This window comes from Haladaptatus salinisoli, assembly GCF_020614375.1.
Lineage (GTDB): Archaea > Halobacteriota > Halobacteria > Halobacteriales > Haladaptataceae > Haladaptatus > Haladaptatus salinisoli.
The window spans coordinates 2,648,702-2,662,270 of sequence record NZ_CP085327.1 but is presented as its reverse complement, the minus strand read 5'-3'; the positions used below and the strand labels follow the sequence as shown (position 1 = coordinate 2,662,270).

Annotated in this window: 13 protein-coding genes; 7 read left to right on the top strand and 6 right to left on the bottom strand. The window is 65.5% G+C overall.

Annotation, left to right across the window (positions count from 1 at the left end; genetic code table 11):
• The 3 genes from glpK to LIX00_RS14600 form a co-directional block, all read right to left on the bottom strand.
• On the bottom strand, positions 1 to 1,542 hold the full coding sequence (gene glpK / locus LIX00_RS14610; RefSeq protein ID WP_227353922.1) for a glycerol kinase GlpK: 1,542 nt from the start codon (positions 1,540 to 1,542) through the stop codon (positions 1 to 3).
• 209 nt (positions 1,543 to 1,751) lie between these two features.
• Positions 1,752 to 2,948, bottom strand: coding sequence for an amidohydrolase (locus LIX00_RS14605; protein WP_227353921.1), 1,197 nt, complete (start codon positions 2,946 to 2,948; stop codon positions 1,752 to 1,754).
• Positions 2,949 to 3,047: 99 nt separating this feature from the next.
• Positions 3,048 to 3,827 (bottom strand): enoyl-CoA hydratase/isomerase family protein, encoded by a 780-nt coding sequence (locus LIX00_RS14600; protein WP_227353920.1) that lies wholly within the window; start codon positions 3,825 to 3,827, stop codon positions 3,048 to 3,050.
• Between the two features lie 115 nt (positions 3,828 to 3,942).
• Between LIX00_RS14600 and LIX00_RS14595 the strand changes: the two genes are divergently transcribed.
• The gene (locus tag LIX00_RS14595; protein ID WP_227353919.1) at positions 3,943 to 5,313 is read left to right on the top strand and encodes an NAD(P)/FAD-dependent oxidoreductase; all 1,371 of its coding nucleotides are present in this window, start codon (positions 3,943 to 3,945) and stop codon (positions 5,311 to 5,313) included.
• Positions 5,314 to 6,018: 705 nt separating this feature from the next.
• Positions 6,019 to 7,185: an epoxide hydrolase family protein gene (locus LIX00_RS14590; RefSeq protein ID WP_227353918.1), complete on the top strand. Its 1,167-nt coding sequence runs from the start codon at positions 6,019 to 6,021 to the stop codon at positions 7,183 to 7,185.
• A 161-nt stretch (positions 7,186 to 7,346) separates the two neighbouring features.
• Here LIX00_RS14590 and LIX00_RS14585 read toward each other — a convergent pair whose 3' ends face one another.
• The gene (locus LIX00_RS14585; RefSeq protein ID WP_227353917.1) at positions 7,347 to 7,994 is read right to left on the bottom strand and encodes an NADPH-dependent F420 reductase; all 648 of its coding nucleotides are present in this window, start codon (positions 7,992 to 7,994) and stop codon (positions 7,347 to 7,349) included.
• A 126-nt stretch (positions 7,995 to 8,120) separates the two neighbouring features.
• Between LIX00_RS14585 and LIX00_RS14580 the strand changes: the two genes are divergently transcribed.
• Positions 8,121 to 8,267, top strand: coding sequence for a DUF8555 family protein (locus LIX00_RS14580; protein WP_227353916.1), 147 nt, complete (start codon positions 8,121 to 8,123; stop codon positions 8,265 to 8,267).
• Positions 8,268 to 8,614: 347 nt separating this feature from the next.
• On the opposite strand, the gene LIX00_RS14575 is transcribed toward LIX00_RS14580, so the two are convergent.
• Entirely contained in the window at positions 8,615 to 8,893 is a 279-nt protein-coding gene (locus LIX00_RS14575; protein WP_227353915.1) for an amphi-Trp domain-containing protein, read from the bottom strand.
• 115 nt (positions 8,894 to 9,008) lie between these two features.
• Here LIX00_RS14575 and LIX00_RS14570 point away from each other — a divergent pair, with 115 nt between their 5' ends.
• Positions 9,009 to 9,281 (top strand): PadR family transcriptional regulator, encoded by a 273-nt coding sequence (locus LIX00_RS14570; protein WP_227353914.1) that lies wholly within the window; start codon positions 9,009 to 9,011, stop codon positions 9,279 to 9,281.
• 38 nt (positions 9,282 to 9,319) lie between these two features.
• Positions 9,320 to 9,553: a hypothetical protein gene (locus LIX00_RS14565; protein ID WP_227353913.1), complete on the top strand. Its 234-nt coding sequence runs from the start codon at positions 9,320 to 9,322 to the stop codon at positions 9,551 to 9,553.
• On the opposite strand, the gene LIX00_RS14560 is transcribed toward LIX00_RS14565, so the two are convergent.
• Positions 9,550 to 10,809, bottom strand: a complete 1,260-nt coding sequence (locus tag LIX00_RS14560) for an AI-2E family transporter (protein ID WP_227353912.1) — start codon at positions 10,807 to 10,809, stop codon at positions 9,550 to 9,552. The two genes, LIX00_RS14565 and LIX00_RS14560, sit on opposite strands and share 4 nt — an antisense overlap.
• A gap of 93 nt (positions 10,810 to 10,902) precedes the next feature.
• Here LIX00_RS14560 and LIX00_RS14555 point away from each other — a divergent pair, with 93 nt between their 5' ends.
• Positions 10,903 to 12,174, top strand: a complete 1,272-nt coding sequence (locus tag LIX00_RS14555) for an MgtC/SapB family protein (protein ID WP_227353911.1) — start codon at positions 10,903 to 10,905, stop codon at positions 12,172 to 12,174.
• 47 nt (positions 12,175 to 12,221) lie between these two features.
• Positions 12,222 to 13,553: an aminotransferase class III-fold pyridoxal phosphate-dependent enzyme gene (locus LIX00_RS14550; RefSeq protein ID WP_227353910.1), complete on the top strand. Its 1,332-nt coding sequence runs from the start codon at positions 12,222 to 12,224 to the stop codon at positions 13,551 to 13,553.
• Positions 13,554 to 13,569 lie beyond the last annotated feature (16 nt).

The window sequence follows — 13,569 nt, the reverse complement described above, 5'->3', positions numbered from 1 at the left end:
TCAGTCCCCCCCTTCCTGCGCCCAGTCGAGGGAGCGCTCGACCGCGTCCTGCCAGCGGTCGTACTTCGCGTCCAGCGCGCCGTCGCCCGCCGTCTCGAACTCGCGGTCCACCTGCCAGTTGTCCCGCAGTTCGTCGACGGTCTCCCAGTAGCCGACCGCCAGACCGGCGGCGTACGCCGACCCGAGCGCGGTCGTCTCGTCGACGACGGGACGGACGATGTCCGTGCCGAGGATGTCGGCTTGGAGTTGGCAGAGGAAGTTGTTCTTCACCGCCCCGCCGTCCACGCGGAGCGATTCGACCTCGATGCCGCTGTCGGCCTCCATCGCCTCGGCCACGTCGCGCGTCTGGTAGGCGATGGATTCGAGCGTCGCCCGCACGACGTGCTCCTTCCGCGTGCCGCGGGTCATCCCGACGATGGTGCCCCGTGCGCGCTGGTTCCAGTGGGGCGCACCGAGCCCCGTGAACGCGGGCACGACGTAGACGCCGTCCGTCGAATCGACGCTCCGCGCGAGGGTCTCGGTCTCCCCGGCGTCCTCGATGAGGTCCATGTCCGAGAGCCACTCGATGGCGGCACCCGTGACGAAGATGGCTCCCTCGAGGGCGTACTGGACCGGTTCGCCCGAGCGCTGGAACCCCACCGTCGTCAGCAAGCCGTGTTCGCTATCGACCGCCTCGTTGCCGGTGTTGAGCAGGAAGAAGCTCCCGGTTCCGTAGGTGTTTTTCGCGTCGCCCGCGTCGAAGCAGGTTTGGCCGAACAGGGCGGCTTGCTGGTCGCCCAGCGCGCCCGCCACGGGCACTTCCGCGCCGAGGAAACCGTCGGAATCGGTCGAACCGTAGGTCTCGTCGTCGCTCGACGGCCGCACTTCCGGAAGCATCGCCTGCGGGACATCGAATTCCGCGCAGAGGTCGTCGTCCCACTCCATCTCGCGGATGTCGAACAGCATCGTCCGGGAGGCGTTCGTCACGTCCGTGATGTGCTCGCCGGTCAGATTGTAGACGAGCCACGAATCGACCGTGCCGAAGAGGATTTCGCCGTCATCCGCCCGGTCGCGCAGGTCGGCGGGACGCGCTCGCTGGGTTTTGATGGGGTCGGCGTTGTCGAGCAGCCACTCGGCCTTCGTCGCCGAGAAGTACGCGTCCGGTTCGAGCCCCGTCTTCGACCGAATCTCGTCCGTCTTGCCGTCTTCTTCCAATCGTTCGACGCGGTCGGTCGTCCGGCGGTCCTGCCAGACGATGGCGTTGTGCACCGGTTTACCGGTGTCCCTATCCCAGAGTAGGGTCGTCTCGCGCTGGTTGGTGACGCCGAGCGCCTCCAGTTGCTCGGCGTCGATCCCCGCGTCGTCGAGCGCGGACCGGATGACCGACTTCGTATTCTCCCAGATTTCGAGGGGGTCGTGTTCCACCCACCCCGGTTCCGGGTAGATCTGTTCGTGCTTCTCGTAGGCGTTCGCCACGACCGTCCCCGCGTGGTCGAACACCATGAACCGGGTACCGGTCGTGCCTTGGTCGATGGAACCGACGTAGGTTTCGTCCGAAGCCATGCTCCCTATTGCGCGGGCGTTCTAAATAAACTATGGTTAAAATACACTAACACCAAACAGATGCAAGAATCGTCCGCCTCCGGAGCACGGTCGGAATCGCGCGAGAGACTCGACCGGTACGCGCTTCGCGCCGGCGCGAAGCGCGTCGCCTCGCCCGGGGTCGCCGTCGATTTCGTTCTCGAAGCCGTCCGTTCGTCGGAAGCGTCCGCTCACCAAGCGTACTCCTCGCGCGGGTCGCGGTCGTCGCGCTCGGAGTCGTAGGCGTGTTTTCCGTCCACGAAGACGTGCCGGGCGTCGGACCGGATGTCGAACGGCTCTCCGTCCCAAATCACGACGTCGGCGTCCGTCCCCTCCTCCAGCGTCCCGACGCGGTCCTCGATACCGAGGATTTCGGCGGGGTTGCGCGTGACGGTTCGAAGCGCGACGTCCTCGGGGAGGCCCTCCCGAATCGCCAGTCCGACGCACACGTCGAGGTGCTCCTGCGGGAGGACCGGGGCGTCGGTCTGGATGGCGACTTTCACGCCCGCCTCGTGGAGGATGCCGGCCGTCTCGAAGGTGATGTTCGAGAGTTCGTACTTCGCCCCGGAGTACAGCGACGGGCCGACGACGGCGGGCACGTCGCGCTTCGCGAACTCGTCGGCGAGGACGTGGCCCTCCGTCGCGTGCTCGATGGAGAGGTCTTCGATGCCGAACTCGTCCGCGATGCGGAACACCGTGGCGATGTCGTCCGCGCGGTGGGCGTGGACGCGGAGCGGGAGGTCGCCCTCCACGACGCGCGAGAGGTTCTCCATCCCCAAGTCGCGGTCGAACGGTTCGCCGTCCTCGCGGGCTTTCGCGCGCCGGGCGACGTAATCTTCGGCCTCCATGAGCGCCTGCCGGAGTTTGGCGGCGATTCCCGGTCGCGTCGCGGGTTCGCGCCCGTTCTGGTCGCCGTGGACGCGCTTCGGATTCTCGCCCATCGCGGCTTTCATCCCGTCTTCCTGTATCAGCATCTCGTCGGCGATGTCGCCGTAGGTCTTCATCGAACAGATGATGCCGCCGACGACGTTCGCGCTCCCCATTCGGGCGCTGACGGTCGTCACGCCGCCCTGATAGGCGTGCCGCAGTTCCTCGTCGCGGGGGTGAAACCCGTCCAGCGCGGTGACGTGCGGCGTCACCGGGTCGGTGAGTTCGTTCACGTCGCCGTCCTCCGGTTCCCCCCACTCGCCCATCCCGGCGTGGCTGTGGGCCTCCACGAGTCCCGGCGTGACCGGTTTCCCGCCGGCGTCGACGACCGCGGCGTCGTCGGGGACGTCCACGTCGGCCCCGACCGCCGAAATCTTTCCGTCCTCGAACAGAATCGTCCCGCCCTCGACGGTGCCTGCGTCGGACGCGGTGCGGAGTTCGCCGTTGACAATCGCGCGCATGACACAGGGTCCCACAGAGGGAGCGATTAGTGTTTCGGTTCGAAACAAGAATCGGGGGACGGCGGTCTCGGAAGCGGCGTGGCGGCGTCCTCGAAGAGATCACTCCCCTTCGAACTCGGGAGCGTCTTCCCCGAAGAAGCCGGCCAGTCCGCGCCCGTAATCCGCCGTCTTGGTCATCCGCGCGATGGCGTCGGTTTCGGCGGCCATCTGCGCCGAGAGGTCCCGCCCCGAACTCCGATTCAAGAGGCGCTTCGTCGCGCCGTACGCGCGGGTCGGTCCGTCCGCGAGTTCGGCGGCGAGTTCGGCGAGGCGGGCGTCGAAATCGTCCGCGACCTCCGTGGCCAGTCCCATCTCGACCGCGTCGTCCGGGGCGATGGGTTCGTCGAGCAAGGCTATCTCCTTCGCCCGCCGCAGACCGACGAGGTGCGGCAGGAAGAACGTCGAACCGCCGTCGGCCGACAGGCCGACCCGAGGATAGGCGAACTCAAATCGGGCGTCGTCCGCGAGGAGGACGACGTCGCCCGCCAGCGCGAGGCCGAATCCGCCCCCCGCAGCGACGCCGTTGACCCCCGTCACGACGGGTTTCGGCGCGCGGACGAGGTTCTCGATGGCGCGGTGGAGGCTCGACGCTATCTTCCGGAGGGTGCGCGCGTCGTCCGCGTCCCCCGAGAGGACGGAGAGGTCCGCGCCGGTGTTGAACGCGCCGTCGGTACCCGTGAGGACGATACACCGCGAATCGTCCTCGTGCAGGTCCGCCGTGACGGTTCGCAGTTCGGCGGCCATCGCGCGGTGCATCGCGTTGTGCGTTTCCGGGCGGTCCATCGTCACGCGGGCGACGTCGTCCGCGCGCTCGACGGTGAGGTGTTCGAACGCTGCCATACGGGTTCGTGCGGACGGGAGCGTCAAAACCGTACCGTCACCGTTTGGCTAGCGAGAACGATACGTCGAACGGAAGGTCAAGAATTTAGTACCCCATGTTGTGTAGCGTAGGCGTATGGAGCGATTCGACGTTGCTATCGTGGGTGGGGGTCCCGCCGGTATGTCGGCCGGGGAACAGGCCGCGAGTCACGGCGCGAGCGCCGTCGTGCTGGAACAGGGCGTTCCGCGCGCCGACCGGGACTTCCTCGGCCCCGACTCGACGGACGCCGCCGGGATGCTCGACTATTGGGTGGACATCATGGACGAGGACTACCGGGAGATCCCCGACGAGGTCGTCCTCCGAGAACTCGACCGGGTGGATTTCGTCGGCCCGAACGAGACTGCGACCCTCCGGAAGACCGGCATCGAGGCGTCGTACCCGAAGATGGGCTTCACCTTCCACCGCGCCCGGATGGACGACTGGCTCAGGGAGCGCGCCGAGGACGCCGGGGCGGAGTACCGCGTCGGGGTCGGCGTGAAGCGCGCCGAGACCGATTTGGACGCGGCGTACCGACACACCCTCCGGCTCGCCGACGGCGAGGACGTCGAAGCGAAGTACCTCGTCCTCGCGGACGGTCCGCAGCGCCGGGTGACGCTCGGCGTCTTGGACCAGTTCATGCCCGGGGGTCGCTCCGTCGCCGACCACCTCAGTCCGCCGACGGCGAACCACATCGCCTATCAGGAGTACCGCGAGTTCCCCGAGGAACTGTTCGAACCGAGCGCGCTCAAGTTCTGGTGGGGCGTCATGCCCGGCGAGACGGCGTACCCGTGGGTGTTCCCCAACGACGGCACGGTCGCCCGCGTCGGCCTGACGATGCCCATCGGGATGGATTTGGCGGACGTGGAGAATCCCGACGCCTACGCGCTCCTGCGCCCCGACGACGAGGGTATCCCGCGCGGCGGGGAGTACGTCCGCAGGCTGCTCGAGTACGAGTACGGCGACGAGTACGACGTGGACGCCGACTTCCCGCTCGCGGAAGACCGCGGCAAATCGAAGGGGACGGAGACCTACCCCATCTCCTCGACGCGACCCATCGAGTCGCCGACGAAGGCCGGAATCGCCGTCGCGGGCGGCGCGATGGGCACGACCAGCGCGTTCCACGAGGGCGGCTACCACGTCGCGGTTCGGTCGGGGAAGATAGCCGGAAGGCTCGCCGCCACCGACGCCATCGAGTCGTACAACGACGAGTGGAAAGCGGCCATCGGCGAGGAGATACTGCGAAACGTCTCCTTCGCGGACATCGTCGCGGACTACGGCCCGGACGACTGGGACCACGCCTTCTCGGTGATACACAACATCACCGACGACGACGGAAGCGGACTCATCAAATCGAAAGTCGGCTCCGGGGTGAGCGGCGCGAAACTCGCCGCGCAGTACAAGCGGGTGAAGTTCGGCTACCGGAACGGCGGCTACGTCCAGTTGAAGGAGTCGGAGTACGTCGTCTGAAATCCGGCGGGTTCGGTCGAAGAGTCTTCTGCGGGCGGCTCACGGGTCGGATCGACGATTTTCGACCGTCTGCGCGGATGCGCCGGAGCCGTCCGCCCCGTCTCGGCCGATACGACGCCCGCGACCGTCCGGTTCGCGAGACGACCCGAAAGGCCTTACCTCGCGCCCGGCCTACCCACTAGCGCGCACTTCAGTCCCCGCCGGAGCAGTCCCGTTTCGGGAGCGATGACCGCGCGGAGAACCCGAGTGCGCGACAGTTAGGAGTCGGTCGCACCCACTGATGCGACTCGCTCCGCCGGTTCGCGCCGGCGAAAGGTTCGGTCACGCTCCGCGTGACCCGCCCGGCACGAGGGTTTGCCGGCCGACGCGGCACGCCGCCCCGGGATGAGGCTGGCTGTTAGTGTTCCGGGCGACATTTTACGTACACTTCGAGACGGCCCCGTTGCAATCCCCGAACGACGGGTTTCGGGCGTCGTCGTTGCATACTGTGCGCGTATCCGGAAGACTTCGTGCAGCCGAATTCCGTCGTTGACTACACCCGCGTAGGTCTCACGGTACGCTTCCTCATCGCGGTATTCCCGGCACGGGAGTACTCCCCGACCAATCGTACGGTTACTTTTATCGCCGTCTTCACTTCTCGGATCGGGCCCTTCGCGAGAATTCGCTTCACTGTTTATTACGGTGACTGGCATACGGTGAACCACTATGGGGGGCACTGACATCCAACCGTTCACCATCGAGATTCCGCAGGAGGACCTCGACGACCTAAATGAACGCCTAGAGCGCACTCGTTGGCCGGACGAACTGCCCGAAGTCGGGTGGACCCGCGGCGTCCCGTTGGAGTACCTGAAAGATCTGGTTCAGCGCTGGCAGAACGACTACGATTGGCGAGAGTGGGAGACGAAACTCAACGAGTTTCCCCAGTTCGAGACCACGATCGACGGGCAGACCGTCCACTTCCTGCACGTCCGGTCCCCCGAACCGGACGCCCTGCCGCTGATCGTCAGCCACGGCTATCCCAGTACGTTCGTGGAGTTCTCGGATATCATCGGACCGCTCACCGATCCGGTCTCCCACGGAGGCGACGCCGCGGACGCCTTCCACGTCGTAGCTCCGTCGATTCCGGGGTTCGGGTTCTCCACCCCGGTTTCCGAACCGGGGTGGGAGATGGCCCGCACCGCCCGGGCCTACGCTGAACTGATGAATCGCCTAGGATACGAACGCTACGTCGTCCAAGGGGGGGACGTCGGTGCGGGGATTCTCGGAATGCTCGCCGGCTTCGACAGCGAACGCGTGGCCGCGGTACACACGAACTCCGACCCGCTCGCGGTGATCGGATCGCTCGACTACCTGCCCGAGGGAGCGGCGCGGCTCACCGATCTCTCCGAAGACGACCGCGCGGCCGTCGAGCGGATGAAGTCGATCAGCGAGGAGGGTTCGGGGTACCTCAAACTCCAGTCGAACCGTCCCCAAACCATCGCCTACTCCCTCACCGACTCGCCGGTCGGTCAACTGGCCTGGATCGTCGAGAACTTCAAGGAGTGGACCGATCCGGCGGCCGAGTTCCCCGAGGACGCCGTCGACCTCGACCAGTTGCTGACCAACGTCTCCGTCTTCTGGTTCACGCGTACCGGGGCTTCGGCGGCTCGGTTCCTCTACGAGACCGCGCACTCGACCGAATGGGGGGAGCCGGGCACGGCACCGCAAGGATGGGCGCAGTTTGCCGCCCAACCGTTCGTGCGCGCAGTGATGGATCCCGACCGGGAAATCGATCATTGGAGCGAGTTCGACCGCGGCGGTCACTTCCCGGCGATGGAAGTTCCCGAGCCACTCGTCGGCGACCTCCGGGAGTTCTTTCGGCAGTTCCGGTAAACGGGGGCGGACGACGCTCCGATTACCGCACGTTTCTCACGGAGGTGAATCTCGAAGCAGTCGAGAACGCGGTTAGTAACGATTCGGTGTACCGCTCCGATCGGGTTACAGCCACCGCCGCGTGATGCTCCGTTCGGCCGCGATTCGAATCGGCGAACGAATCATCGAGCCACGGCGAACGCGTGCTTCCAGGTGTCGAGGTTCGCACCGATACGAACCCAGAGCGGGACGAGCGCCTCCAGATAGCGGGACGATTCGATGGGACCCACGTCGAGCGCACCGGGCCACCCGAACTCGGTCAGAATAGCCTCCGTCCGCGCTTTGGCGTCGTCGTCGTCGCCGCATATCATCATCGGTGGGGTTTCGCCCTCGAACTCGGGGTCGACCATCTGCGCGTTCGAAACCGTGTTGAAACACTTCACGACGTGCGCGTCCGGGAGCGCGGCTTGCACTCGTTCGCCCGAGGAATCCGTCCCGCCGAACAGCAGACCGGGCGGTCCGTCCCCGGAGAAGTCGAGCGGATTCGTGGTGTCGAGGACGAGTTTTCCGGCGACGTTTTCGGACCCGGCCAGTTCCAAGACGTCCTCCGCCGCGGCACCAAGAACGGCCAGGACGACGACGTCGCCGAACGAGGCGGCGTCGGAAAACGAGCCGACCGACACGGTTCCCTCCGTCTCCGCCGACCACGTTCGGAGTTTCTCGGGGGTGCGCGTTCCCAGTTTGACCTCCCGGCCGTGCTTCGCGAAGCCGCGTCCGAGCGCCTTCGCCACGTCTCCGCTACCCAGAATACCGATACGCTGGTCGGTCACACCCTACAGAGCGACGCCGAGAGCGATAAACTCAGCGTCGGGGGAAGGACTGCCTGGCGACCGCACAAAAACCACCCCTCGGCGACGCCGACACTGATTTCCCGGAGAAACGAAAACATACGTCGTATGAGAGACGAAGAGGAAATCCGCGAGCAGTACGAGTTCCTCAAAGAACACCTCGACAGCGAGGAGATGAACCACGAAAGCGTCAGGCAGATGTTCACGTACTACAAGCGGGCGCTGGGGTGGGTGCTCGAGGAGGAGTACATCTGACTTTCTTTCGACAGACGACTCTCAGTTATCGAAATCGTTACCTTTAAGGTATTACGCCGTATTGTTCCAGTTGACGCTTCGCTTTGGAGGGCCGAAGCGTCAGCGGGGACCAATTCAGGGCGGCAAGCGGTTCGCGGGGTCTTTTCGCCCCCGCGTGTTCCGCTTTCCTTTCGAAGCTAACTCGGGAGCGATAGCGCTTAGCAGCCTACGTACGATACTCACGCCAAACTCACCGAGCGTCTGCTCCGTTCGAAGGTGACGCTCACCCGGTCCGACCGATACTCGCCGTCCACGGTACAACTCGGACCGCCGACAATACGAAATTCGAGAGAGACGCTCGTCGTCCGTTACTCTATCGCCAGCGACCCGTCGTCACCGTCTTCTCCCTCCTTCCACTCGAGTTCGAACTCGACGCTCGTCTCGGTTCGGTCGGTCGCGGACGTTTCGCGCTCCGCTTTCACCTCGAACACCGGGCGGGCCGGGGGTTCGAGCGTGACGGACTGGCTCCCCGCGCTCAGGGTGATCGGTTCGCCGCTTTCGAGTTTGTCCGCGACGGTTCGAAGGTACGCGGCGATGTCGGTTCGGCTCTGCGTGTTCTCCGTTTCGAACAGGACTTCTTCCGGCATACACCTTCGAACGACGCGCACGAAGATAAAGGCCGTCCCATCGCCGAAGAACCGGGGCGAAACTGAGAGAACCGTTATATTTATTTTATTCATACACATATCGGCGATATCGACGATGGACGAGTTGACGGGATTCCAGCGCGATATTCTGTACGTCATCGCTGGTCACGGCGAGCCGCACGGACTGGCTATCAAAGAGGACTTGGAGGAGTACTACGACGCGAACGTGCACCACGGCCGGTTGTATCCGAATCTCGACACGCTGGTCGAGGCGGGGCTGGTCGAGAAAGGCGAGCGCGACCAGCGGACGAACTACTACGTGCTCACCGACGACGGGGAACGGGAGATAGAAGCGCGTCGGAAGTGGGAGCGGCAGTTCGTCGACTGAGACGAACGAACTTTCCGTCAGCGCGCCCTTCGGCCACCATGGTCGGGTCCCGCACCGCGACTGCGCTCGCCGGTCTCGCGTTGAGCATCGTACTCACCGTCGTCCTCTGGCAGTATTTCGGCACGCCGTTCGTGTTCGTCTTCCTCCCGTTCCTCCCGATTCTCTTCGGACGGAGCCGACGACCCGAGAGTCGAACCTGTCCCGAGTGCGGCTTTCGGACGCGAAATCCGGAGTTCACCCACTGTCCGCGCGACGGAACGCCCCTCGATTAATCGCCCGAGTCGTCGCCCTCCGTCGGCGTCACCTCCGCCGGTCTTTCGGTCGCCGTCTCCGAGACGCCGGTTCCCGCGTCGTCGGCGTCCGTCTCCGCGCCTCCCGCGGCCGCCGACTCGGCCGGGTCGCGCGGTGGCTGTGGGGGACCTCCCTCACCCTGTAAGTAGGTGGGGTCGACGGCCCACGGCTGGATCGGCTTGCCCGCGATGAGTTCCGGCAGGACGACTTCCACGAAGTGGACGACGAGGACGAGTATCATCGGGCCGAGGAAGATACCGTACCAGCCGAACAACAGCGGTCCGAAGATGTACGCGAACATCACCATCCCGACGTGGAGATTTCGGCCCGAAACGTACGGTCGCAGGACGAGGTCCGGGATGGTGTCGACGATGACGAACGAGACGAGGAAGAAGGTCACCGGAAACCACAGCAGACCGGGGTCGCGCGCCATCAGCGCGTCGACGCCGACGACCGCGGTCACCGGGAAGTAGACGAGTTTCATTCCCACGACGGGGATGAGGCTGGCGACGCCGGTCAACAGCCCCACGACGGTCGGATAGGGGATGGCCAGTCCGGGGGGTGCGACCGTGTTGAGCACGTTGTAGGAGATCGCGCCGATGGTACCCGTCAGAAAGGCGTTCAGGATGTTCCCGAAGAAGATGCTGTTGAAGTCGGTGTCGACGCGCTGGACGTAAGATTCGAGGACGCCCTCGCTGTCCCCGAACGTCCGCCGAAACCACCGCGAGAGCTTGTGGTCGTCGCGGAGCAGGTAGAACGCGATGGCGATCATCACGAACAGGTGCAGGGCCGCGGTGCCGACGAATCCGAGGTACTTGAGCGTGGTGCGGAGCGCGTCTTGGATGACCTTCGCGTTGTTCCCGTCGGTGAGGAACTCCTCGGGGTGTTGGGCGATTCTGGAGACGTCGGCGTACTGCTGTACGACCTGCGGAAGCGTCGTGATGTCGGCCATCGTCGCCACGGCCGTCAGTTCCTGCACGCCGATAGCGAGGGTGTACGTGACGAGCAAGATAGCGGGAAGCGCGAGCGCCAGCAGCGCGATGGCGGCGGCGAGGCTCGGCGGGCGGACGACCCGCCGCAGCCGCCGGTACACCGGACGCGTCGCGTAGTAGAGGAAGAGGCCGAAGACGAACGTCCCGATGAAGGAGTAGATGACGAACAACGCCGCTAGGCCCAGTACCCCGCCCGCGACCCACCAGGCGGCGCGTGATTTGTCAATACTCCATCCGCTGACCATACGGCAGAAGTTTGGTCGCAGGATATAAAGATTTCGCGCACCGCGTCGAGGTAGCAACAATTCTTTTAATCGAGTGGTCGCGTAGTTCGGGCAGTGCCCGGATTCGAAGAGGTGTTCGCGGCGGCCACGTTGGAAAGCGACGTCGTCAGAATCGCCATCGCCGGAGCGCTCGGTCTCTTCCTCGGACTGGAGCGCGAGTGGTCGCAGAAGTCGGCCGGTATCCGGACGTTCACGCTCATCAGCCTCCTCGGAGCGGCGTTCACCATCATCGACAAGGACGTGCTGCTCGCCCTTGGGGGCCTCCTCGTCATCGTGCAAGGCGTTCTGCTCGCGATACAGGGGCTGATGGACGACGACGAGGACACCGGACTGTCGCTCACCACGTCCGTCTCGATGCTCGTGACGTTCGGCGTCGGCGTGCTGGTCGCGGAGGGGTTCATCCTCGTCGGCGTCACCGTCGCCGTCGTCTCGTCGCTGCTGCTCGTGTTGAAGCGGGAACTCCACAGTTTCGCGTGGGGTCTGTCGCGGGAGGAGCTGCGCTCGGCGACGGAGTTTGCCATCCTCGCGTTCGTCATCTACCCGCTCTTACCGCCGGGCGAGGTCTCGTTCGGAAGCGTCACCGTCAGCCCCCGCCTCATCTGGTTGATGGTCGTCACCGTCGCGGGTATCGGCATCGCCAACTACGCCGTCGTCGAGAGCTACGGCGGGCGAGGAATCGCGGTGACCGGTTTCTTCGGCGGGCTCGCCTCCTCGACCGCGGTGGTCGGCACCATGCTCGACCACGTCCGCCAGCGCCCGGAAGCGGCCTCCTACGGCGTGGCGGCCATCCTGCTCGCCGACGCCGCGATGGCGCTCCGCAACCTCGTCATCGCGCTGGCGTTCACGCTCGGCACGCCGGGCAAGACCCTGTACGGAGCCATCATCCCCCTCGGAACGATCATCGTCGGGAGCGTCGCCATCGCGGCGTACTCGGCGGACTGGTCGCAGCAGATGGACATCGACCTGAAAAGCCCGTTCTCGCTGCGGAACGTGCTCGGATTCGGCGTCATCTTCCTGCTCGTCGTGGTCGGCGGCGCGGTGGCGAAGAGTCAGTTCGGCCAAACCGGCTTCTACATCACGGCCCTGCTGTCGGGACTGGTGTCGAGCGCCGGGGTCACCGCCTCCGCGGTGACGCTCTACAGCGGCGGTAATCTGAGCCAGCAGACCGCCGTCTTCGGCATCCTGCTCGCCACCGCGTCGAGCATCGTCGTCAAAGCGGCGTTGACCGTCTCCGCCCCGAATCGGGCGTTCGCCCGGCGAGTCGCCATCTGGAGCACGGTGTTGCTCGCGGGGTCGGGCCTCACCGCCATCGTCGCCGCCATCTGAGACCGCACAACGAATTTTTTAAAGCACCGCTTTCCGTAACCGGGTGCATGAACCGAGATACGGCCGAACCGCGGGTTCGGGAGATGCCCGGCGAGAAAGCGCGACGATGGGCGGACTACCACCACCGGTTCGCCGCGCCGACGACGTACGTATACGATTTCGTCTGGGACATCACCGAGGACTCGGTCGGTCCCTTCTGTACCGACGTGGACGGGAACGTCCTCCTCGATTTCACCAGCCACGTCGCCGCCGCCCCGCTGGGATACAACAACCCCAAAATCGCGGGCAAACTCCGCGAGTTGGACGTTCCAGACCCGACGAAGATAGCGGGACAGGACTTCTACGCGTCGGGCGGCTGGCCGCCGGAGGACCCCGAGTTCCCCGGGCCGACCCAGCTGATGGAACGACTCGTCGACATCACCGGCCACTACGACATGGACACCGTCTTCCTCTCGAACTCCGGCGCGGAAGCGGTCGAGAACGCCATCAAAATCTGCTACAACCGCGGCGGTCACCGCGCGTTCACCTTCGACGGCGCGTTCCACGGTCGCACCCTCGGCGCGCTCTCGCTCAACCGCTCGAAGGTCGCACACCGAAAAGCCTACCCCGAGATTCCGGGCGTGGTGAGCGTCCCCTACTGCGCCTGCGAAGGGGAGTGCGACTGCGGTTGGAAGACCGACGGTCCGGGCGGCAACGCCATCGCCGACTACCTCGACCCCGACCGAGGCGTCATCTCGCCCGAGGAGGTCGCCTACCTCATCCTCGAACCCGTGCAGGGCGAGGGCGGCTATCGCATCCCGAACGACGAGTTCATCGCCGACATCGCGGAGATTCGAGAGCGGTTCGGCGTGAAGGTCGTCGCCGACGAGATTCAGTCCGGGATGGGTCGGACGGGGGAGATGTGGGCCGTCGACCACCTGGACCTCGAACCCGACGTCATCACCAGCGCGAAGGCGCTCCGCGTCGGCGCGACCATCTCGCGCGCCGACGTCTTCCCCGAGGAGACGGGGCGACTCTCCTCGACGTGGGGTGCCGGCGACGTCATCGCCTCGCTGCAAGGTGCGCTCACCATCGACGCCATCCGCGAACACGACCTGCTCGCGAACGCGACCGAGCGCGGGCGGCAGGCCCGAGAACTCATCGAGGACGCCGCACCCGAAACCGTCGTCGACGTGCGGGGCAGGGGTCTGATGCTCGCCGTCGAGTTCGACACGAAGGACCGACGCGAGGCCGTCGTCGACGCGGCGCTCTCGCGCGGGTTGCTCACGCTCGGCTGCGGCTACAAGACGCTCCGCATCCTTCCGCCGCTGGACGTGACCGAGCGCGAGATAGGTATCGGCATCGACCTCCTGCTCGAATCCATCGAGGAGACGGCGTAGTCGCTATAACCGTCCG